Annotated in this window: 19 protein-coding genes and 2 pseudogenes; 14 read left to right on the forward strand and 7 right to left on the reverse strand. The window is 52.4% G+C overall.

What is annotated here, in order from left to right; translation table 11 throughout:
• The first annotated feature begins 793 nt into the window (after positions 1-793).
• Positions 794-2,470, forward strand: coding sequence for an alpha-keto acid decarboxylase family protein (locus BEI65_RS20540; RefSeq protein ID WP_099064891.1), 1,677 nt, complete (start codon positions 794-796; stop codon positions 2,468-2,470).
• Positions 2,471-2,496: 26 nt separating this feature from the next.
• On the opposite strand, the gene BEI65_RS27240 is transcribed toward BEI65_RS20540, so the two are convergent.
• A complete protein-coding gene (locus BEI65_RS27240; protein WP_369804773.1) occupies positions 2,497-2,901 on the reverse strand; it encodes a LysR substrate-binding domain-containing protein in 405 nt (134 codons plus the stop codon).
• Between BEI65_RS27240 and BEI65_RS27415 the strand changes: the two are divergent.
• The 7 genes and pseudogenes from BEI65_RS27415 to BEI65_RS27355 form a co-directional block, all read left to right on the forward strand.
• Positions 2,863-3,147 (forward strand): annotated as a pseudogene (locus tag BEI65_RS27415) (alpha/beta fold hydrolase); the annotation flags it as partial. The gene BEI65_RS27240 and the pseudogene BEI65_RS27415 sit on opposite strands and share 39 nt — an antisense overlap.
• Before the next feature lie 15 nt (positions 3,148-3,162).
• A pseudogene (locus BEI65_RS20555) lies at positions 3,163-3,324 on the forward strand (glutathione S-transferase N-terminal domain-containing protein); the annotation flags it as partial.
• Positions 3,325-3,936: 612 nt separating this feature from the next.
• Positions 3,937-4,869, forward strand: a complete 933-nt coding sequence (locus BEI65_RS20560) for a ParA family protein (protein ID WP_099064892.1) — start codon at positions 3,937-3,939, stop codon at positions 4,867-4,869.
• Positions 4,870-4,871: 2 nt separating this feature from the next.
• Entirely contained in the window at positions 4,872-5,267 is a 396-nt protein-coding gene (locus tag BEI65_RS20565; RefSeq protein WP_099064893.1) for a hypothetical protein, read from the forward strand.
• 590 nt (positions 5,268-5,857) lie between these two features.
• Positions 5,858-6,949 carry a DUF262 domain-containing protein gene (locus tag BEI65_RS20570; protein ID WP_099064894.1) on the forward strand — a complete coding sequence of 364 codons (1,092 nt, stop codon included), beginning with the start codon at positions 5,858-5,860 and terminating at the stop codon, positions 6,947-6,949.
• Between the two features lies 1 nt (position 6,950).
• Positions 6,951-7,592, forward strand: coding sequence for an MAE_28990/MAE_18760 family HEPN-like nuclease (locus tag BEI65_RS20575; RefSeq protein WP_099064895.1), 642 nt, complete (start codon positions 6,951-6,953; stop codon positions 7,590-7,592).
• A 363-nt stretch (positions 7,593-7,955) separates the two neighbouring features.
• Positions 7,956-8,087 (forward strand): hypothetical protein, encoded by a 132-nt coding sequence (locus BEI65_RS27355; protein ID WP_255409032.1) that lies wholly within the window; start codon positions 7,956-7,958, stop codon positions 8,085-8,087.
• Here the strand turns inward: BEI65_RS27355 and BEI65_RS20585 are convergent.
• Positions 8,084-9,199 (reverse strand): DUF1615 domain-containing protein, encoded by a 1,116-nt coding sequence (locus BEI65_RS20585; protein WP_099064896.1) that lies wholly within the window; start codon positions 9,197-9,199, stop codon positions 8,084-8,086. The genes BEI65_RS27355 and BEI65_RS20585 overlap by 4 nt on opposite strands.
• Positions 9,200-9,331: 132 nt before the next feature.
• Here BEI65_RS20585 and BEI65_RS20590 point away from each other — a divergent pair, with 132 nt between their 5' ends.
• The 4 genes from BEI65_RS20590 (at position 9,332) to BEI65_RS20605 (ending at position 13,237) form a co-directional block, all read left to right on the forward strand.
• Complete coding sequence (locus tag BEI65_RS20590) at positions 9,332-9,802, forward strand: N-acetyltransferase (RefSeq protein ID WP_099064897.1); 471 nt, start codon at positions 9,332-9,334, stop codon at positions 9,800-9,802.
• A 122-nt stretch (positions 9,803-9,924) separates the two neighbouring features.
• The gene (tehB, locus tag BEI65_RS20595) at positions 9,925-10,785 is read left to right on the forward strand and encodes an SAM-dependent methyltransferase TehB (protein WP_099064898.1); all 861 of its coding nucleotides are present in this window, start codon (positions 9,925-9,927) and stop codon (positions 10,783-10,785) included.
• Between the two features lie 154 nt (positions 10,786-10,939).
• Positions 10,940-11,578, forward strand: coding sequence for a leucine efflux protein LeuE (gene leuE / locus BEI65_RS20600; RefSeq protein WP_085115370.1), 639 nt, complete (start codon positions 10,940-10,942; stop codon positions 11,576-11,578).
• A 159-nt stretch (positions 11,579-11,737) separates the two neighbouring features.
• Positions 11,738-13,237, forward strand: coding sequence for an aldehyde dehydrogenase family protein (locus tag BEI65_RS20605; protein WP_099064899.1), 1,500 nt, complete (start codon positions 11,738-11,740; stop codon positions 13,235-13,237).
• Positions 13,238-13,273: 36 nt separating this feature from the next.
• Here BEI65_RS20605 and feaR read toward each other — a convergent pair whose 3' ends face one another.
• Positions 13,274-14,182, reverse strand: coding sequence for a transcriptional regulator FeaR (gene feaR, locus BEI65_RS20610; RefSeq protein WP_099064900.1), 909 nt, complete (start codon positions 14,180-14,182; stop codon positions 13,274-13,276).
• A 240-nt stretch (positions 14,183-14,422) separates the two neighbouring features.
• Between feaR and BEI65_RS20615 the strand changes: the two genes are divergently transcribed.
• Complete coding sequence (locus BEI65_RS20615) at positions 14,423-15,145, forward strand: phosphatase PAP2 family protein (protein WP_099064901.1); 723 nt, start codon at positions 14,423-14,425, stop codon at positions 15,143-15,145.
• A 3-nt stretch (positions 15,146-15,148) separates the two neighbouring features.
• Here BEI65_RS20615 and BEI65_RS20620 read toward each other — a convergent pair whose 3' ends face one another.
• Positions 15,149-15,787: a DsbA family protein gene (locus tag BEI65_RS20620; RefSeq protein ID WP_099064902.1), complete on the reverse strand. Its 639-nt coding sequence runs from the start codon at positions 15,785-15,787 to the stop codon at positions 15,149-15,151.
• Between the two features lie 224 nt (positions 15,788-16,011).
• Here BEI65_RS20620 and BEI65_RS20625 point away from each other — a divergent pair, with 224 nt between their 5' ends.
• The gene (locus tag BEI65_RS20625) at positions 16,012-16,260 is read left to right on the forward strand and encodes a hypothetical protein (protein ID WP_099064903.1); all 249 of its coding nucleotides are present in this window, start codon (positions 16,012-16,014) and stop codon (positions 16,258-16,260) included.
• A gap of 110 nt (positions 16,261-16,370) precedes the next feature.
• Here the strand turns inward: BEI65_RS20625 and BEI65_RS20630 are convergent, their stop codons facing one another.
• The 3 genes from BEI65_RS20630 to BEI65_RS20640 all read right to left on the reverse strand — a co-directional run bounded on the left by BEI65_RS20630 (position 16,371) and on the right by BEI65_RS20640 (position 22,798).
• Positions 16,371-17,603, reverse strand: a complete 1,233-nt coding sequence (locus tag BEI65_RS20630) for a YncE family protein (RefSeq protein WP_099064904.1) — start codon at positions 17,601-17,603, stop codon at positions 16,371-16,373.
• Between the two features lie 46 nt (positions 17,604-17,649).
• Positions 17,650-20,574: a condensation domain-containing protein gene (locus tag BEI65_RS20635; RefSeq protein ID WP_099064905.1), complete on the reverse strand. Its 2,925-nt coding sequence runs from the start codon at positions 20,572-20,574 to the stop codon at positions 17,650-17,652.
• 100 nt (positions 20,575-20,674) lie between these two features.
• A complete protein-coding gene (locus tag BEI65_RS20640) occupies positions 20,675-22,798 on the reverse strand; it encodes a TonB-dependent receptor (protein ID WP_099064906.1) in 2,124 nt (707 codons plus the stop codon).
• Positions 22,799-22,891 lie beyond the last annotated feature (93 nt).

Consider the following 22,891-nt stretch of genomic DNA (forward strand, 5'->3'; position numbering starts at 1 on the left):
CTGTAAAAAATAAGGCCGGGGATTCTTACCTATCACCTACTCAAGATCAAGCTGTATCTTATTTATCCAGCCAGTTTTTCTTACTCGTTGTCACTTGGTTAAGTTTAGCTGCCGTCAGGCGGAAAGGCGGTTTGCGGCGCACAGGCTACTCTTCCCTCAGTGCAGCGTCTGTCAGAAAACTCCGCAATCGTGCCGTCAGCGCAGAGGGCGCTAGCGGTTAGCTGGCATGCGGTAAAACTTCTTTCCTTCGCCAGGTGTAGCGGAATCTTTACTGCCGCCCGGCAAGCTAATGTAACGGCGATCACGTTTTTAATCGGGACTGAAAAGCCGTTTTACCGGCGCTCCTGCCACGCTAAGGGTTCTGTCGCCTGGCACTGCTGTAAATATGCAGTTACATCACTGCCGTAGAGGTCGGTGCCATCAAAAACGGGCAGATGACCGGTAGCCATTTAATCCGCGGGCAAAAGTACCGGGCACTCACTCAGCACGCTATGAACTGGCGACACAAGCCAGATTTTACATCTCTATTACATTCAATGAAAAATACCACCGCCGACAACCCCACCTTTAATACCGATTAGTCACAACGTAAACCCGGGAATACAAATCATCCGCCCCCGCGACAGCCGCCTCAACTTGAACAAGCCGATAGTTTAAATAATTGTTAAAGCTAACCAGCGCCCCCTGACTGTACGGGTCCAGCGTTATTTTAAGGTTCTCTACACAACATCGTCGGCAATTAACTTGCTGTTCTCTGCCTGATAAAAGAAAGATAAAAAATCCGGAGAATTACATGAAAATCACTATTGGAGCTTTCATCCTGCAGCAGCTCCGCACCCTGAACATCGATCGTATTTATGGCGTACCCGGCGACTATAATTTGGCGCTGCTGGAATTGATTGAACAGGAGGATAACCTTGAGTTCATCGGCAACTGCAATGAACTGAATGCATCCTATGCGGCCGACGGCTATGCACGGCTAAAAGGTGCCGGGGCACTGATCACCACCTACGGTGTCGGCGATCTGGCCGCGCTGTCCGGTATTGCCGGTGCCTACGCCGAATCTGCCCCGGTGGTCTGCCTGTCCGGCACCCCGCCGCTGCACGCAATGAAAAACCATCTTCTGCTGCACCACACGCTGGCAGACGGTAACTTTGATAACGTGATGAACTGCTTTAAACAATTCACCGTCGCCCAGGCATTAATTACACCGGAAAATGCGGCGGTGGAAATCCCCCGGGTTATTTCCCGTGCCTGGACGGAAAAGAAACCGGTTTATTTACAATTACCTTCCGATATTTGCGATGTGGAAATTGAAATTACTCAGGTGATCACCCCGCCGCAATTGCCGGCCAGCGACAAATATAATGTTCAACTGGCGGCGATGGCATTGCTGGCGCGGATCAAACAGGCGAAAAAACCGATTATTCTGGTCGACCAAATGGTGGATCGCTTTCAGCTACAGCAGTTAGTGATCGACGTGGCGCATAAATTCGCTATCCCACTCACCAACATGCCGACGGCCAAATGCATTATTCCGGAAACCACACCGGGTTGGATGGGCGGTTACAGCGGCAATCTGTCACGCCCCGAACTGTATGAACACATGGCGCACGCCGACTGCGTGCTGAGCTTTGGGGTACGGCTGGTGGACTCCACCACCGGCTATTTCTCGCATCGCATCCCGTCCGACGCGCAAATTGATATTCAACCGTTTTCAGTGAAGCTGGGTGACACTTCTTACCCGGCAGTGGCAACGGCAGACCTGTTGCAGGCACTGCTGGCGCTGGGCGAAGGCGTGGCAAATTATCACCCGGCTCCACTGCCTGAAGCGCGCCATCGGCTGGCGACGCCGAGCGAAACCCCGATCGACCAGGCCTATTTATGGCAGCGCCTGCAACGCTTTATTCGGGCCGATGATGTCCTGGTGGTAGAGAATGGCACTTCGGGCGCAGCGATTGGCGGCATGCGGATGCCGGACGGCGTCCAGGTGGTCAATCAGCCGATCTGGGGCTCGATCGGTTATACCTTACCGGCGCTGTTGGGCACCATGATGGCCGCACCGGATCGCCGTCATCTGCTGTTTATCGGCGATGGCTCCTTCCAACTGACCGCGCAGGAAGTTTCCACCCTGCTGCGTTACGATCAGAAGCCGATTATCTTCCTGATTAATAACGACGGCTACACCATCGAGCGCTACATTCTCGGGGAGAACTCGTCATACAACGATATTGGGCCGTGGGACTACGCCAAACTGCCGGCGGTACTCAACACCCAGGCGACGCCGTTCAGCGTGGCGGTAGAAACCACTCAACAGTTGGAAATTGCGCTGGAGCACGCCTCGCGGCAGGATCGGCTGGCCTTTATCGAAGTGAAGGTACCGATGATGGACACCCCGCCGGTGATGAAGGAGTTCTGCAATCGCTGTAATCACTTTAACTTCGGCCTGACCAACCCGCGTCGCGCTTAACCCCATCAGCATCCATCCGCCGTTGCTCAGGGAAAGGCGGCTGGCCCCAGAGCCTGCACCACCTGCTGTTGCAAGGTTTGCAGTAGTGGGTGGTGCCGCTTGGCCCCCAGACGTAACGCATGCGCCACGTTCGGTAAGGGCAGCAGGCGCTCTAAGCGGGTCTCGATCTGCACCCGTCGATCGATAGACTGCTGATTGAGCAGGCCAATGCCCATCCCGGCAGCAATGGCCGCCAACATCCCCGCCACCGACGGACATTCCACCGACACCTGGCAGGCAATACCCGCGGCGCTCAGTCGCTCTTCCGCCAGGCGGCGGTAAAAACAGTCCGGCCCATAGCTGACCAGCTTCACCCTGTCTCCTGACTGATAGCGCCACCCCGGTGGCACACTGTCTGCCAACCGGCATTTTATCAACATCAAATCGCCCATTACGACGCCCGCGATACTGAAGACTTCGCCCAGCGCCTGCCAGAGCTCCGCCTGCCGATGTAAATCCTCTGGGGTGAGAACGATGAGTGGCAGCCGGTAAGTTACGCCTACCGTTTGCAGGGCGACATTCCCGGTGCCAGGCTGCAGGTGATCCCACAAGCAGGACATTTTTTAATGGAAGACACGCCGGAAACGGTAGCCAAGTGGTTGGTGACGTTTATTCATTCACTTAAATCGGGCGAATAGGCCCAGGAAAACATGATGCAATTGATTGGCATGCTGGATTCACCCTATGTGCGCCGGGTGGCAATTTGTTTGAAATTATTGGAGATCGAGTTTGAGCACCACGCCATTTCGGTGTTCCGCGGTTTTGAACAATTCAAAGCCATTAATCCGGTGGTGAAAGCCCCGACGCTGGTGCTGGCCGCTTGAGAAAAAACTGTACAGCTCGTTATAATTTAGCTACCTCTGGAAGTGCAACTTTCATTAGTTCATCTCGGTCGATAACAGTAAACAGTTTTACTCAGTTTCAGTATTTCGCAGGCCCGACATACCCTGAGGAGAATAAGCACTGTTAAATGCGTAGCCAACTCACGATAAGAATCTAGTTTTAATATTTTTTACGATGAGACGTTTCAGAGCCTATTCATCCAAACTTACTTATGCAAAAAAATCATAACCACATGTAATTTCAATAAAATTCTCACATCACCGAACTTCACCTTCTATTTATTGCATGATATTTCTAGAATAGCGGCCTCTTGGCGGACACCCTTAACCTACGTCCACCTTCAACAGACTTCAGTACAACAGTGATCTGGTGCCCCGTAAATTATACTTTTCACATTTCGATCTCTTTCATTGACAAAATCAGCAGGCGGAAATGAATACGAATGGGTATAACTTACAGGATAACTGCAGTGACTTTGGTAAACGAGTGCGAGATAAAAATTATTGAGTTAAATTAAATTAGATGTATTTTATCACAGTGGAATTAACGTCGAACATGCAATTAAACAAAAGGAATTAATTAACATGCAAATAGTTTCAATTATTAACTATAAAGGTGGAGTTGGTAAAACAACTGTTACCTCTAACTTAGCTGCCGAGTTAGCATGGAGAGGAAAAAATGTTTTGGTTTTAGATATGGATGCTCAGGCAAGTTTAACTTTTTCTCTTTTAACACCCGACTTTTGGGACAAAAACCTTAAAAACGAAAAAACAATAAAAAATTGGTTTGATTGCATAAGCCAAGGTGAGCAAACAATGCCACTAGCCGACCTAAGAGTCAAACCGGAGCAAGTTAATAATAGATTTAATTCTAGAGCTAGAGGTGGATGTATTGATTTAATATCATCTCATCTTGGCTTAATTAATGTCGATCTTGAGTTAGCAACTCTTCTTGGTGGAGCAAGCCCAAGTCAAACGCAAAAAAAATATTTAAAAGTTCATGGAAAACTGAGAGAGGAGCTACAAAAACTTGGCGACGAAATGAATTATGACATTGCATTGATTGATTGCCCTCCTAATTTTAATATAGTGACAAAAAATGCGTTAATTGCATCAGATAAAATACTTATTCCTGCAAAACCAGATTACCTATCCACACTTGGAATTGACTATCTAAAACGCAGTGTCGATTCCCTAGTGAAAGACTATAATTTTTACGCGGACAAAGATGAAGATTACGAAAGAGTGTCCCCTGAAATTCTAGGGGTTGTTTTCACGATGATTCAGATTCATTCTGAACAACCTATTGCAGCTCAAAGACAGTATATCGCCCAAACGAAAAGATTACGAGTCCCTGTATTTAACTCTATATTTAGAGAAAATAAAACAATTTTTTCCGATGCACCTCGAGATGGAATTCCCGTAACATTAAACCGATACTCAAACACAACTCATGCTGCTATAGTTGCAGAAATTGAAGAGTTTGTTGATGAATTTCTTAAAAAGATTGAGGAGTGATAATGAGCGACTCCAGAACGTTGGCTTCGATCTTTCGAGAGCTGCAAGATGCTGTTCTCGAGTTAAGTAATAATGATATTGAAAAAATCATGTCAGGTGATTATCAGTTCACTCTGAAACTAGTAAAGAAAACAAATTTTATTACTAATAAAAGCTTACCCGGAAATTATAAAGGGTTTGAGAAATTGATGGATTTACTTAGCAAGTGTAGTTCAAGAGAGGAAGGTGTTGCTGTTTTAAGTCATGAACTTAAAAATAAATCAGAGTATGAAAACTTTGCCCGTCATGTTGAGGTTGCCGTAGTGAAAAGTGATAAAGTTGAAAAAATTAGGGATAACATTATAGAATCTACAGTTGGTGCTAGGCTCCGCTCTGATGCGATACAGAATAAAAATTAATTTATGCCGCCTTAAATGGCGGCATGATTTCCTCTGCTATTAGTTCAAATTTAAAGATGTGGAAATAAAACTTACACATTGAAAAACAATCCGAAAAGTATATTTTATTTTAAGATGGATATTTTTTGAAAATAACATCTAACATATTAGCGTGGACCTACAACTTAGAAAGCCCATACCGCTCAACTCTGACCCCTAAGGTGTTTAGTGTCAATGTCACTCAAAAACCGGACGGTAAACCTTAGATGAGCAGCAACAAGTTGATGAACAATTGATGGCTCTGGCTTGCCTATAGAATGCAAGCAGATGATGTGATAGCTACCAGCGTTTCAGGAGACTAATGTTCACAAAGCTGCGCGCATCACAAACAACTACCAGCCCTGATTCATCCAGTGTGCAATTTGACAGTTAGTCACTAATCAACGTCTGTATTCAAGACTACGGCACTACGGTTTGCACGATAAAATCAGTAAGAATAGCCCTATAAAAATACATAAAGCAGGAACTGTGAGTCATGCCAAAAATCCGGTAGAAATAGTAAAAATTTTTATGTTAGATTATGTAGGTCAATAAAACTAAGGATTCATGAGATGAACTTGCAAGATGAGTTGAGAAGTGCAAAAAAAGAAATAGCTAAAGATAGCTTTGATATGTCTATCGGTGAATTAACTCGTATCTATGAGCGCTCAGAGATGATTATCAATCCTAATTATCAAAGATTATTTCGGTGGGATAGCTCTCAAAAAACCAGATTTATAGAATCTTTATTATTAGGCATTCCCATCCCACCAATTTTTGTTTTTACTGACGAAAATGGGCGTTGGGAAGTAATAGATGGATTACAAAGACTTTCGACTATCTTTGAGTTTTCTGGAGTGTTAAAAAAAGCAGATGAAGGTTTATACCCACAATTCATTCCATCTGGAACCAGATTGTTACCTTCTCTTGATAGTATGAAATGGAACGCAGAAAATGACGAAGATGAAACAGTTATCCCCTTATCTATACGCTTAGACTTTGAAAGAACACGTCTACGAGTTGAGATACTAAAAAAAGAAAGTGATGAAAAAACAAAATACGAACTTTTTGAACGATTGAATACAGGTGGTTCTAGCCTAACAGATCAAGAAGTCAGAAATTGCATTATGGTTATGCTTAATAAAGATCTGTATGAAAAACTATCTAAACTTAGCCAATACGATAAGTTCTCGGAAATAACACTTCAAACTGAAAAATCAATTTCAGAGCAGAAGCCAATGGACTTAATATTACGTTTCTTAGCCTATAGATATGCAGCTTTCGATAAAAGCGTTGATATCAATGAATGGTTAAATACAATTTCAAGAACTATTTCCTCGGATAAAAAATACAATATAGATGGTGAGACTGAAATATTCATAAGAACTTTTGATGTTTTGAATTCAAAGATGGGACAGAATACATTTAAGAAATATGACGGCACTACATTTTCAAGAGGGTTTTTGATTTCCGCATATGAAGTGATAACACAAGGTATTGCAGCTAACATTGAAAAATATGAAGCTGAGCCAGCAGCTTACCTTGAAGGAAAGATTAAAGCCATGTGGCTTGATCCCGACTTTACAAACTATGCACGTGCAGGTGTCAGTGCACCGAGCCGATTAATAAAAACCTTACCAAAAGCAAAAGTATGGTTTGATTGATATGGAAATCAGAACCGTAAGCATTTTATTTCGAGAGTTAACCAATGAACTATCTTGGCGAAAAAAAGAGATAATACATCTGCGAATGGAGGCTAAAGGCAAGAATGGTGCACTCAAGAAAACCATAATACGTTCTGGTGTAGCAATATCTTATTCTCATTGGGAAGGTTTCATTAAAAATTCCACTGAGTTATTTTTAAATTATTTGCATTATCAAAAACTAACTATGAATTCTTTGAAATTAGTTTACACAACACATGTATTAAAAAAGGAAATTCATGGATTCTCTGAAACAAAAGACGTAGATACATGCCTACGTTTTCTAAGCGCGATGATAGAAAAAAGTTCTAATATTGCAGTTATAAAACATGAGAATTACGTCGACACTCAATCAAACTTAAGCTCTATAGTATTTGACAACATAGCAAAGTCAATAGGAATAAATACAGTTGATTACAAAACATACTACCCTTACATTGATGAGTCGATAGTAAATGCAAGAAATGATATAGCCCATGGCGAAAGGTTGATGATTGATGAAGTTCAATTCGAACAACTAACTGAAAAAGTTATGACTTTAATGGGAATGTATAAAAATGACATTGAAAATATTGTAGCTACAAAAGGATACTTGCAACTCTGATTTTATTTTTACTCCCCATTCCCACCCTGTTCGCGTTCATGGAGCCTAATTAAGAATTAGTTAATGAACGCTCATATCACCTAAATCATACGTTTTATCAGCGTCTGCAGTGTGACCGAAGTGGGCGGAAATAACTAGTTGTACCGGGTGAAAATAGGCTTTCTCGAAACCAACTAGATTAATTGGCTGCCCCTAAGCGCCCGTCACGCGTTGATGCAGTGATATCCGTCGCTAGTTGATCAAGGTTCTATTACTGGCAATCTGGACACGACCATTGCTCTCCCCGCCATCTATTCAGACATATTTATACCTCCGTCGGATTAAAAAAACACTAACATAACCAATTACGTTGCTGAGGTCAGCGTGGCGGTGGCCTGGAGCTTCACTCAACTCATGCTCCCCGGGCTGATTAGCGCCGATAACCACCCGACGCTGGCGGCATTTGCCGCCCAGGCCGAGCGGCATCCTGCGTTTATCAGTACCCCACAGGTTTAACCCGCCGAGGCGCGCGTCATACAACGTTGGCGCCGCTCGTCCACCCGCTTGGCAAACCAGGCGGTGGTCAGCTTACGGGTAATTTTCGGGCTTTCCAGTTGAATGCCCGGCAGCATTTCCCGTGGCAGTTTCTTGCCGGTGGATTTCTCCGCCAGAGCATAGACTCGCTCATACAGGTCGGTGTCGGCAAACTCCAGCAAATCGCCCTTCTCCAGCGCCCGGCGAATCGACGAGTTGCTCATATCCAGGCGCTTGCCGAGGGTACGCACGGCCAGTTCGGTAGTGCCCGGCTTGTCGGTGCCGTAGTTAATCAAATCGCCGTCCAGTGCCAGCGGAATACCCGTCGTCCGGCTGACTGCACTTTGGAAAGCCGCGTTGCGGCTGGCGTACCAACCGGCATTGAAGTCGGCAAAGCGGTAAATCGGTTGGCTGTAGTTGGCCGGATACCCCAGCAGGTGGGCGATACCGAAATACATGCCACCACGGCGGCTGAATACTTCGCGGCGGATTGAGCCGTCAATCGGGTACGGATAACCTTTGGCATGGGCTTCGGCGAAGGCAATACTCACCTGCATTGGCCCGGCGGTATGCACCGGATTCAGGCTGCCAAACAGCTTCTGCCCCATCGGCACCGAATCGATCATGTCATCAAAAATATCGCTCAGGTCTTTCTCTGTGCGCACCTTGTCCAACCGCTCGCTGTAGCTCTTGCCATTCGACGATTTAATCAGCAGGGCGGTGTGCACCAGGAAATTGGGAATATGCAGTTGGTCGGCGCGGCGGTCGATCTCTTTCCAGGCGATTTTTGGCAGCCCCGGCACCGGCGGGTTGGCCTGGAAGGTCGACTCTTGCTCGGTGACAGCCAGCACCGAACACAGGTTTTGGTCGCTGGGTTCAATACCCTGCGCGGCAAAGGCGGCGGTAATATCGGTGGCCCAGCCCTGGCGATCGGCGGTATTGGCCGGCATTAACCGCACCAACTGGGCTTTGACGTCTGCCGGACGTTGCACCGGCGCAGTAGGCGTTTTAGTGGTACAGCCAGCCAGCACCAGCAGCGCGAGCAGACTCAACGGACGTAAGGTCATCGGGTTGATAAAACGGCGAATTAGCATCTTTTCCCTGATCGTTTTAGCTTAAACTGCACTGACGTTAGCCCAGTCGCAGACCCTGATCCAGTTTAAATATGCCGTTTCGGTCGTTAATACCGGGCCATGAAAGGAAAATAACCGTCAAGGAACAACCCAATGATTGAACTCAGAGACATGAACCAGCAGGAATTCGAGCGTTACTGCACTCACGCAATCGAAGAATATGCCAGGGATCTGCAGCGTTCTCTGCTGCTGAGTCAGGAGCAAGCGCAGGTGGAAGCCGCAGCCACCTATAACGACTCGTTGCCCCAGGGGTTGGCGACGCCCAACCACAGGTTGGTTTGTGCCCGGCTGGTGGGAGCAGAAGAGAATATCGCCATCGTCTGGTACAACATCAAACAACGCACCTACGGTAAGCAGTTGTTTATCTATGATTTTGAAGTGGATAGTGCCTGGCGGGGCAAAGGTTACGGTGAGAAGATCCTCAGCGCGGTGCTGGATGCCGGACGGGATGCCGGTGCCGAATATGCCGAACTGGCGGTCTTCGACGACAATCCGACGGCGGCCAGACTATATACCCGGCTCGGCTTCAGGGCGGTCAATACCCGAATGCACCGTAAGCTCTAAATCACGCCTTTCATGCTACTGGGCATTTTCAATGGCCCCATAAACATGTATTTTATATGCAACATATAAAATCATTCTGTTCGCCCGCCACATGCGGCAACGCAGAACCCAAGGAGTGATACATGAACGAACTGCTTTGTTATAAAACCCTGCCAGAATGGAACAGCACCACGCTGCCGGAAAGTTTCCAGCAAAAGCACAACACCCAAAGCGGCACCTGGGCCAAACTCAGGCTACTGAGCGGGACATTGACCTTCGCACTGATGAACGAACAGGGCGAGACTACCGAAACCTGGCAGTTCAGCCCCGAGAGCCAACCGCCGTTTATCGAGCCGCAGCAATGGCACCGCATCGTTTCGTTCTCCGATGATATGACCTGCCAACTGGCTTTCTATTGTTCGCCGGAAGATTACTATCACAAGAAATACCAACTGACCCGTACCCACTCCGAAGTGATTGAGGCCGTCCAGCAGATCGCGCCCGGCAAGACGCTGGATTTGGGCTGCGGCGGCGGGCGCAACTCGCTTTATCTCAACCTGAAAGGCTTTGACGTCACCGCCTGGGACAAACACGGCCCATCGATTGATAATCTCAATGGCATCATCGATAGCGAAGGCTTGTCGCACATTCGCGCCAGTGTGCAAGACCTCAACACCCACAGCTTCAGCGGCGAATACGACTTTATCCTTTCTACCGTGGTGTTGATGTTCCTCAACCCGGCGCAGATCCCCTCGCTGGTGAAAAACATGCAGGACAGTACCGTCAACGGCGGTTACAACCTGATTGTCGCGGCGATGGATACACCGGATTATCCTTGTAGCCTGCCTTTCCCGTTCACCTTTAAACCGGGTGAGCTGAAAGAGTATTACGCCGGTTGGGAAGTGCTTAAGTACAACGAAGAGGTTGGCCAACTGCACAAGACCGACGCCGCCGGTAACCGCATTTCGCTGCGTTTCGCCACGCTGCTGGCACGCAAGCCATAACCCCTTTTTAACCCCTGTGTAACGGGCGACGAAATACGGCAAACAACATGAAGTTTATTACGTTGCCAACCCGCCGCTGCGGCGTTAGGATCACGCCCGGCTACGGGTGTAGCCAGTGTTATTGGCTGTCAGTTCCGCGCATGGAGAGGTTATTGTGTTAGAGAGTTTTGGCGTCCTGAATCTTTGGACCTATCTGGCCGGGGTGATTTTTATCATCATCCTGCCGGGCCCGAATACGTTGTACGTGCTGAAAACCGGCGTGACACGCGGTGTGCGAGCTGGCTATACCGCCGCACTGGGCGTGTTTATCGGTGATGCAATTCTGATTTTCTGCGCCTATATCGGCGTGGCTTCGCTGATCCGCACCACACCATTTCTGTTTACCCTGGTGCGTTTTCTCGGCGCGATTTACCTGCTGTTTCTGGGTGCAAAAATTCTCTATGCCACCTTTATCCAGAAAAATGCGGCACAGCATCAACAGATTGAAGGCAGCCACAGTATTCTGCGCAAATCACTGACGCTCAGCCTGACCAACCCGAAAGCGATCCTGTTCTATGTGTCGTTCTTTGTGCAGTTTATCGACTTCGACTATGCCCACACCGGCCTGTCGTTCACCATTCTGGCGTTGATCCTCGAGTCGGTCAGTTTTCTCTATATGACCACGCTGATCTTCTCCGGCGCGATGCTGGCGCACTTCTTCAACCACAAGAAAGGCCTGGCAAAACTGGGCAATGGTCTGATTGGCCTGCTGTTCCTCGGCTTCGCCACCCGTCTGGCGACCCTCAGTTCCTGATCCGGTTCCCTAACGGCTGACCCGTTCAGCCGTTAGCATCTCCCCCATCATGTCACGCAGGGCAAACCGATTGTCAGGCAGACAAAAGTCGATCCTCTCCACCTGCTGTAAGCTTTTAAGGTTAACGATAGCGACCTTTTTTGTCTGACAGGAGGGCGTATGCCTGACAATACCCTAGCAATGATGGACAGCGTTTCGCGTTTTCTCGATCGTCATCATGGGCTATATATCGACGGCCAATGGTGCGAAGCCAGCGCCGAAGGCCGGCTGGCGGTGTATAACCCCGCCGACGGACAGCAAATCTCTTCTACCGCCGATGCCAACGCACAGGACGTCGCGCGTGCCGTGCAATCGGCCCATCAGGCTTTTACCGCCGGGATCTGGGCACAGCGTTTACCCGCCGAGCGCGAACGCATTTTACTGCGCTATGCCGATCTCCTTGAGCAACACAGCGAAGAGCTGGCCCAGTTGGAAACGCTGGAACAGGGCAAGTCGATCAATATCGCCCGCATGTTTGAAGTCGGCAGCACGGTGAACTGGATGCGCTACACCGCCGGGCTGACCACCAAGATCACCGGCCAAACGCTGGACGTGTCGATCCCGATACCACCGGGTGCCAAATATCAGGTATATACCCGCAAAGAACCGATTGGCGTAGTGGCCGGTATCGTGCCGTGGAACTTCCCGCTGATGATCGCCATGTGGAAAGTGATGCCGGCGCTGGCGGCGGGTTGCTCTATCGTCATCAAACCCTCGGAAACCACCCCGCTCACCGTGCTGCGCATGGCCGAACTGGCCACCGAGGCCGGTATTCCGCCGGGCGTATTCAACGTGGTAACCGGCAAAGGCACCGGCTGCGGCAAGGCACTGACCGAACACCCGCTGGTCGCCAAAGTGAGCTTTACCGGCTCCACGCCGGTCGGCAAAGGTATCGCGCGCGCAGCGGCAGATCGCCTGACCCGCGTCACGCTGGAACTGGGCGGTAAAAACCCGGCCATCGTGCTGAAAGACGCCGATCCCCAGCAGGTCATCGAAGGCCTGATGGCGGGCAGCTTCCTCAATCAGGGCCAAGTGTGCGCCGCCAGTTCGCGGATTTATATTGAAGCACCGATCTACGACACCCTGGTGGCCGGGTTCGAGCAGGCGGTGAAATCCCTGACCGTCGGGCCGGGCATGGATGCCAATGCGCAGATCAACCCGTTGGTATCCAGCGATCACCGTAATAAAGTGGCAGCCTATCTGGACGATGCCAGATCCAAGCATGCGGAGCTGATCAGCGGCGCGAGCGGGCCGGATTCGCAGGGGTTTTATATTCCGCCGACACTGGTGATTAACCCAGACGATAAGCTGAACCTGACGCGCGAAGAAGTGTTTGGTCCGGTGGTGAATCTGATCCGCGTGGCGGACGCCGAAGAGGCGCTGCGCAAAGCCAATGACACCGACTACGGCCTGACCGCCAGTCTGTGGACCACCAGTCTGCAGGCTGCAATGGCGTACACGCCACGCATTCAGACCGGTACGGTCTGGGTCAATACCCATACGTTGATCGACGCCAACATGCCTTTCGGCGGCTTTAAACAATCGGGCAGTGGCCGCGACTTCGGCCCGGACTGGCTGGATGCCTATACCGAATCCAAATCGGTGTGTATCCGTTACTAAACAGCGACTTAATCATCAATAGCGCCACCTGTGGCGCTATTGATGCTGTTTACGGTATTCGCTCGGCGAAACGCCAAAACGGCTTTTGAAGGCGGTGGAAAAGTGGCTGTGATCGCTAAAGCCCCAGTCATAGCCGATAGTGGCCAGTTTCTGTCGCTCCGGTGCGCTGCGTAATGCCTGCGCGCACAAATCCAGACGGCGGTGCTTGATATATTGCGCCACCACCAGTCCCTGACGAGCAAACATCCGATACAAACTGCGTACCGAAACGCCAAGCTCGCCGGCAATCCACTCCGGCCGCAACTGCGGCGACTGAATATGCGTATCGATAAACGCCAGCGTTCGATTAAAGCTGCGCGGATGACGGTCTTCCTCAACCACGCGCTCGACCAGCGCCGGACGCAACAGCGTCGCCACCGCGTTCAGTATCGCTTCACTTTCCGGAGCGCTCATCTGCGAGTCCTGCATGCAACCCAACACCAGTTGCCGACTAAGGCGCACCACGCTGCTTTGCGCATCGAGCCGCCGGGCGTACTGTACTTCGGACGCAGACTGCTCGAGATAGCTGCGCGGCATCAGTAATGAGATTTGGCGGGAATTCTGTTGGAAGGTAAAGCTGCTGGTGCGTGAGGCGTCAATCAGCGTGACGTCACCGGCGGACAATACCGCCTGCCGATCGCCCTGCTCCATCAATGAGCTGCCACGCAGTTGAAACACCGTGAAAAAGTGCGAGCCGTCGCTACGGGCAATCTCCTGTTGGGTACGGTACAGCCGGGTCTGGGCAGCATCAACCACGCTCAGACGCAACGCGTGGGCGCGGAACTCCTGCATCGCGCCGCTAAAGCCAGGCCCCAGCGTCTTGGCGCAAAACCGGCCACAGGCGGAATTGATTTTCGCCAGCCATTCCTCGAAGCCGACCTCCCTGACCTGTACGGAAATTGCCATGGCTTACCCCTCAAAACATCAGCGATGAAACGCGAACGGCGTCGAACAGAAAATCAACATAACAACCCGGTAACATACAAGCAATGTCGGGGACGGGATTTGGCGCTGGGATCACAGATTGCGCCGGCAACAGAACCCACGTCATCAAATAGACACGCATCCGTCATGTAACCATCACATTACGCACCAAATATAGAGCCCAGTTTGATGACAACCAACTTCACACCATGGGTATTCCTAATGAAAATATTACAAAAATCTGCGCTGGCACTGTGCTTGTTCACGGCTGCCGCCCTGCCTGCGTTCAGCGCTTACGCTGCCGAAGAAGCACAGCCCTTCACCACCGCCAAGCAGGTTGATCTGACCAAGATCCTGCCACCGCCACCGGCCAATGACTCGGTACAAACCAAACGGGAATTGCAGGAAGTGGTGGATATGCAGCAGAAACGGACAACGGAAATGGCCACTCAGGCCAAGGCGGATGCAGAAGAGAATGTTTGGGTGTACAGCAACGTGATGGGGCCGAAATTCAATGCTCAGGCCCTGCCGGTGCTGAGCGCCTTCTTTGAGCGCATTGTCGCCACCGAAGCCGCCGTGGTCGACCCTGCCAAAGACTTTTGGAAGCGTCCACGCCCACACATGCTGGATAGCCGTATAGAACCGATCGTGAAACGCTCCACTTCCGGCTCCTGGCCCTCCGGCCATACCACGCTGGGCACGCTAATGGGCATTACGCTGGCTAATATGGTGCCGGAAAAGCGCGCCGAGATCATGGCGCGCGCCTGGCAATACGGTGATAACCGCGTAGTCGCCGGTATTCACTACCCGTCAGATATTGAGATGGGCCGAATCTCCGGCAGCGTGATCAGCCAACAGCTCTCGCAGCAGCAAGATTTCCAGCAGCAATACCAGCAGGCGCGCGATGAACTGCGTCACGCACTGGATCTGCCAGCCGGAAAATAACGCTTAGGGCTGAGTATCCAATAAATAGCGAACCACGGCGGCGTACTCTTTGGCGTAACCGTCAACGCTTTGGCTCGCCATACCGGCATTGTCGATTTTGTACTTGCCGGAGACATAAAACGATGGCGTTGCACGCACGTCCAGCGCCTTCACTGCCTCATTCTGTTTGGCAATCATGCCCTTCACCAGCAGGCTGTGGCGCGCATTTTCATAGGTAGCAGCATCCACACCGGCAGCGGCAAACACCCGCTGGATATCTTGTTCACTGTTGATGGCGCGCTTCTTTTGCAGCTCGTCGAACAGCAAGCCTTCAATTTTGTCCTCAATGCCCATCACCATCGCCACCGACCAGGCTTCGGTCAGCTCATTACCCAGTTTGCCCATCAGGCCAACGTGGTATTTGGTCAGTTTGGTGCCCGCAGGCAATGCCTGGCTGACGGTGCTGCCCACATGGTAGGTATCGGCAAACTGATAGCAGGGGCCGCAATAGAAGGAGAAAAACTCCATCACCGCAGGGGCAGAGGCCACCGGCTTATCCAGGCGGGTATATTGTTCACCCGCGCGGTAATCCGCCGCCGCAGCGACAGCAGGAAGCAATAACGCCAGTAACGCACCGGCAAACAGTCGATTCACTTTAGCCAACTTAAATACTCCAATTCAGATGAGAACATTGTCCCTAACGCCGTTGTTTATAATCAAATTATCGGTTCAAGGCCAGGCTTTATTACCTTATGTTTATGTGGGATTGACCCATATCAAAGGTGTCGGGCTGAGAGTCGGTGGTGCTCAGCGACTCAGGGACTATGCTTAAAGGAAGGCGTTGACCGGTGCGTAGCGGCACCAGGAAATCCGATACCGAGGTTAAAATGACATCGATTAATAAGAATATTGGCGAATACGACTTCACCGCGCAAAAGAGAGCGGACATGATCACCGGCACCATCAGCGGTGAATTCCCGGACAGCGATGCCAGCCTTCCCCTGCTGCCATTCTCCGGGACCTTTGCCGCCCCTTCCGTGGCAGAAGCCATCGCAGAAATTAAACGCAAGTTCCCCCATATAGAGCCGGCCATTATCGATTTATTACGCGATGAAATGCTCAGGGCGGGATATTAACCCGCCCTTTTAAAACAACAGAATAAGCAAACGCCAGAGAGCCGCTCCGCTAATCACTATTAAATAAGGGAATACGCTGCGTCAGCGTTCACTGACGCAGCAGGGTAAAACTAGTTTTTTGGCAGTTGAATGCGCACGACGCTTTCCGGTTTACCGGCCTTGGTGCTGGCACCGTCATTTTTCACCGTCACGAACAGCACGTTGTTGCGGGTGTCCAGCGCCAGGCTGTTAGGGTGCGGTGGCAGCTCTACCTTTTGCTGGCGTTTGAGGGTCTTCGCATCAAACACCGTCAAGGTCCCTGCACCGTGATCGACACGGATCCCTTTACGGTTAGCGACGTAGATCCGCTGGTTACGATCGTCCAGCAGCAGGCCGATCGGCACTTCGTCGGTCAATTCGCTGGCCAACACCTTGCCGCTGTCCGCATCCAGTGCAAACACCCGATGGCCACTGCTGCGCTTCGCGTAGTCATGCCCCAAATGAGTGTTACGGTAGTTATCGCGATCGATCCCCTGATCCACGCCTAACAAGCGGTTGTTCTTGCCGTCATACACCAGGTTCAGCAACTGATCCGCCTGGATCTCCTGGGTAGAGGCGATCGCCAGCGTATCGGCATTCAGGGTGATCAACTGCCCCTGCATGTTGGAGACGAAGACCCGCCGCCCTTTTTCATCGATAGTGATCCCCACCGCGTTGTAACCGAAACCGGGGATGGTTTTCTCCAGTTTTTTGGTTTTGGTGTCCACCACAAACAGCACGCTGTCGACCCCGAACCCCAGTCCCGGCAGGAACAGGCGGCCGGTCTGCGCATCATATTTTGCCTCGCGGATGCGGTACTGATAATCCTCGGTGATCTTGAAGCGCTTAAGCTCCTCGAGCAGGAACTCCAGCCGCTTTCCGCTGATGCCGGCATCTTTGTAGGTCTTTGCCAGCATCGATTTTTCGGTCACGGGAATGCTGTCCAGAGCACGGTTGGTGGCGGTATCCACCACGCCGACCGAGCCGTTGAAGCCCTGCGTCAGATACAAGCGATGACCGGCGTCATCCAGCGCCACGCCAAAACCTTTTACCTGCAGAGGGATTTCCGCCTGCACCGCCAGCGTGGCCGGATCCAGACGCAGCACGCGAGATTTCGCCTCTTCCTTCCAGTCCGGTGCGCTGACAAACAGCGACTGCTGGCTTGGGCTATAGGCCATCTCCACCACCGCCGACGACAACGGCTGACGCTTGATATCCTCTGGCTTGATCCCGCTATCACGGGCCTGTGCCGCACCCGCTACCACCAACGACGTGGCGATCAACAGTGACAATAAAGCGCGAGGTGTTCCTGGTGTTCCAGACATCCGTTTATCTCCATGAAAGTAATAAAGTCAGTTAGGGTGAACAACGTCATTGCTGCGGTGCCGGTGGCAGGGCTGCAAGCCGCATCTCCCCACCTGCCTGCTGAGAAAAATGCGAAAACACCTGCTCAATGGTGCCGGCGATCAGCCCCGCCTGTTGCGCGGTGTAGTGATCGGTGCGGTAGGTCATCATCACGCGCAGGGATTTCACGCCATCGAGGTTTTCTTCCATCACTTCAAACTGCAGGCCGAGCAAGGATTCGGTTTTCTCCGGCTCCACCTGACGGTAGGCCACCGTGCTGCCGTCCTGCAGGGTGAATGCGCCGTTCAGCTTGATGCGGCTGTGGATCTGAATGAACACTTCGAACATGTGGTTCTTGCGATCGGCATCTACACCAAACAACCCTTCCTCCACCAGATCGATGGGAATATCGGTGTAGGGCATCGAACCGTTAATGGTGTTTTTAACCTGGTCGATCAGCCCCGCCACCGTCAGCTGTTCGCCAAAGCGCACCCGGTGCACCACCACGGTAGTAAAGTAGCCGATGGTGTCGAAGAACTCGGCGTCGTTACGGCCTGAGGTAGAGGTGCCCACCAGCAGATCCGCCGGGCCACCGAGCAGGCGCAGAGCCGTGGTAATACCGGCGTAGACCACGTTGAACAGTGAGGCGTTGTTCTTTCTGGCCTGCGCGTACAGCCCATCGGCCACCGCCGGGTCGACGTCGAACTCCAGCCAGCCACCGTTAACGTCGGCCTCAGCCGGTACCGCAGGATGGTGCGAGGGTTCCTGCTGGAACAATGGCTGTCCGACCGGCGCATCGCGCAGGTTATCAAGCCAATAATCCAGGTGCTGCTGGACGACGCCGCCCGCCTGCTGCTGTCGGGCAAAGGTATAAAACTGCGGTACTTCACTGCTCCACTGCGGCAGCTGCCCCGCCATGCGGTCACGGTAAGCCATGCCCAGTTCGTCCATCATCAGGTTCAGCGACCACTCGTCGATCACCACATGATGGAACAACAGCGAAAGCAATTGCTGACCGGTTGCCGCATCACGCAAGAAGGTGGCGCGCAACGGCAGTTCGGCAGTCAGGTCAAAGCGGTGATCCCCCGCCCTGGCCAGCAACTCGCTGGCGTTACCGGCCGGTGTGTCATCGGAGAAAGAGAACCAGGCGTAGTCCAGCAGCTCAGCGGCCGGCACCACCTGTTGATACACCTCTCCCTGACGTTGGATAAACAGCGAGCGCAATACGCTGTGGCGCGTCATCACGTCGATAAACGCCTGACGCAGTACCGTTTCGTCTACCGGATCGAGGAAGCTGATGGCAAAGGGCAGGTTGAAGATCTCGTCGTGACCAAACGCCTCGTAAACTTTCCACAGGGAATGCTGCGCCAGCGACAACGGCGCCTGGACGGCTTCGCCCTGTTGTTGCGTGGCGAGTTCCTGCGCGACCGGTAGCGCCACTGCCTGACGTTTGGCGTAAGCCGACAATCCTCGGGCGGTGGCGTGACTGAACAGATCGTTAATGTTGAGTTCGATGCGATGCAGGCTGAGCAAACGACCGATGACGCGGGTGGCCACCAGCGAGTGTCCGCCACGGTCGAAGAAATCTTCATCGGCGGTCATCTCCGGTGCGACCAGCGCATCGCGGAATTCCGCCAGGATCAGTTGGGCGATCTCGGCATTTTCTTCCTGCGTGTCCTCAACGGCCAAAACGCCCTCGGCCAGCGTTGAGGGGTGTTCAGCAGCGGCAAGCAGCGCCGGGGTTATCGTCCTTCCGGCGAGGAAAGCGACAAACTGCTCCAGCAGGAAAGGGGCTGCATGTGGGGTTAAGCGGGGATCGGCCACCAGTTCCAACACCACCGAATCCGGATCCGGCAGGCTCAACGCCAGCACCAATTCAAAAGGCGTGTGTAGCGGTGGCAGCAATAACCGTTCGGCACTGACAACGTCAAGTTGCAGCGCCACCGACGGGTCCGCCAGCCAGGTCACCAGCAGTTGGGCCCACTGAGGATTGACCACCTCTGCCGTTTGCTGTGCCAGTAGTCGGCTTTCCGCCTCAGGATCCGTAGGCTGCAGGGTCAGACGTTTCAATCGTGCCGTGCTCATCCAGGCATCCAGACCACTCGCCTGCTGCGCGTCGTCCTGCGGCACACTCAGTTGCACCGGCAGCCCGCCGGACTGGGCTGAGATAAAGCGACCAAAGCGCACGGCAATCGCCGCCAGCAGCGTCGCCGGGTTGTCTGCGACCGGCAAGATTTTGCGCGCTACGCGGGTCGCTATACGCACCCCGGCCTGTGCCAGAAGCGCATCCTGGGGGACGGATGTCTGGTAATCCCGCAGAGCCGTCGCCTGGCGTGGCCACGGCAGCACCAGATCGGCCGCTTCCGGCTGCGGGGCCACCGCAGGGATCGTGGCAAAGCTCTGCGTTGGCTCAATTCCGTTATACAGCGCCGACAGCGTGGTCAATAATTGCCGACAGGAGAGCGTTGGAGCCAAAATATCGTGTGCCACCACGCCCAGCACCGCACTGGCACCGGTGAACAGCAGAAAACGTAGCGGCGCTTCACGTGCCAACTCGAGAGGCGTGGCCTGCGCCTGCAACACACGGCTAACCGCCTGTCGTTCGTCTGCCACGGCCTGAATGCTCACTGGGTTTAGCGTCGCGTTACCGCGCAGCTTGCATAGACCCTGCTCGTCATCAAAGTCATAACGCACGTCCAGCTCTGGCATCAGCCGCGTCAGAGCTTCCAGTGCACTGACCAACCGGCCGATATCCGGCTCACCGCCTAATCGCCAGGCCATCGCCTGCTGGCTGCCACCATCACCCCGCTGCTGGTGCATAAACCACGCCAGTTCTTCCGCTTCGCTTAATGGCTGAGAGGCCTCTGCTGCCCGCGCGCCCAGCGTCTCAAACGCCAGATCCAGACGCTGGGCCTCGTCATCGCTAAGAATATTGTCAAAATAACCGCTCACTGCTCTATCTCCTTGTGCCCGGCCACGCCGGAACATCGGGGAACGCTGATGATAAGAAGGGGCGTTGATACGCCCCTGGTGCAGACTGGCTGCTAACGCATCAGAAGGTCAGTTCAAGTGCCGCACCGATCATACGCGGACGCTGTTGAGACGCCGTATACACATCATTGCCGGTCACCATCACGCGACGTTCCGAATCAAACAGGTTCTGTGCATACAGAGTGGCGCGGCCATAGGCGAAGGTGTACGCCAACTGAGTATTTGCCGACCAGTAGGAACCGATATGCCCGCGTGAGTCGTTGTCGTACTGTGAGTAGTAAGAGTCTGAGAACGCCACGTTGCCGCTCAATTCCAGCCCGGCCATCAACTGGTACTTGGCACCCATGTTGGCCGTATAGGCCGGTGCGCGCGCCAACTCATGCCCTTCTACGCCGCTACCCGAGAACTTCTTGATCTTGGTCTTCAACAGGCCAACGTTGGTGAACAGCTCGAAGTCCCAGCGCGGCTGCCAGGTAGCACCCATTTCCGCACCGTAGGTTTCCACCTTGTCGGCATTGCGTATCACACTCGAGTTCTCGCCCAAAGAATAAGGCAGTTGCATATCCTTGTAGTCGTTATAGAAAACGTTGCTGGTCAGGATGACGTTGGCATCTTTCAAGTGATGACGGGAATACAGCTCATAGTTCCAGACATACTCGGAGCCATAGGTGTAGTTGACCACCGGCGTGCCGATAGTGATGCCTGCGCCGCCGGCGTTATAGCCGCGCGCCACCTTGGCACCGTAGGTCTGGGTATCCGTCGGTTTCCAGGCCAGATCGAGCTTCGGCAGGAACACGTCGTAGGTCTCGTCGAAGTCGATACGCGCGGTGTTGCTACCGCCGGTACGGCGGCGATGTTCGTGCTCCAGGCGGCTGGCAGCGGTAAGATCAACTTTTGGCGTGATGGCAAAGGTCAGTTCGGCAAAGGCTGAATTAGTATCGGTTTTATCCTTGAAACTGGAACCACCGAAAATATTGACGAATTCATCCTGCTTGGCGTGGAAATAGCGCAACCCCGCCAACCCATGCAGACGGCTATCCGGCCCGCCAAAGCGTGCCACCGGCTCCACATGCACCTCTTTACCGTTAACTTCAGCATATTGAATGTTGTAAGCAGTAGGACGGTTGATATTAAAGTCGGTGTAGATCACCCGGTTTTCCAGCGTCAGGCTGTCGGACTGTTCCCAGGCGATATCCCAAACACCGCTGTTGTTGTTGCTTTTAAACACCGCGCGACGGGGATCGTGGCGTGGGTTAGTAGGGTGAACCAGTGGGTTGAGGCTCTCGTTTTGCGGTGAGGTGCTGCCAAAATGGTTAAAGGTCAGCTTGGTGGTCAGTTCGCGCATACCTGCCGGGTTGAACAACAGCTTGGCGCGGGCGGTGGTAGCTTCTACCTCGCGCGGATCGCCCACCGGTTCATAAGCAGGCAGGTCGGCATCGCTGCGGCGACGCTGACGATCAACGCTGACGCGGAACGCCAACTGATCCTCCACCAATGGGCCGGAGGCCATGGCGGACAACTGCGAAGAATGCTGATTGCCAACCCCGCCCTTAAAGGCGCTTTCCCAGTCGAAAGTAGGATCCTTACTGGTCATCACGATGGCACCGGCAATGGCGTTACGCCCCTGGATATAGCTCTGTGGGCCGAGGAACACTTCAACACGATCCAGATCCCACAGCGACTGAGGGCCGTAGGCTTGCTCGTTATAGGTTAGCGAGCGGCCATCCAGTGACAGATTGAGGCGCGGACGGGTGCCGCTGAGGAAGGCATTGGCACCGGTGTTAGGACCGGAGCCATCGATACCGCGCACAGTGGGCAAATTGTTGCCAATGCCCAAATCCACCACGTTGGTGGTCATACGTAGCAAATCAGGGATCTGCAATGCATTGGGCATGGATGCAATACGTTCACTGTCGAACACTTGCACGCTGGAGCCGGTATCAAAAATGCTGCGTTTAATTTTTTCGCCGGTAACCAACAGGCTCTCCGAGTCCTGCCAATTATCGTTACGTTTGCTGTCGGCGGCTTCCTGAACCTTCTCGTCCACGACGGCGGCGTTAACGCTGCCCACCGACAAAGAACAAAGACCCAGAAAGAGTGAGGAAAATGCCCCAATGGCCTGTAAGCCTGCTTTTTCCTTGTTTCCTACGATTTTATGCCTTTGAGCCGCTGAATGCTTGCTCATAGATGTATTCTCCTTTCATCCCAGATGCACAAAAATTTAATTGTTTTCACATAGGTAACGACGCTGATTCTCACACTGACAATGGCATTGCGG

The sequence above is a fragment of the Serratia sp. BW106 genome, from assembly GCF_002607755.1.
In the GTDB taxonomy this organism is placed as follows: Bacteria; Pseudomonadota; Gammaproteobacteria; order Enterobacterales; family Enterobacteriaceae; genus Serratia; species Serratia proteamaculans.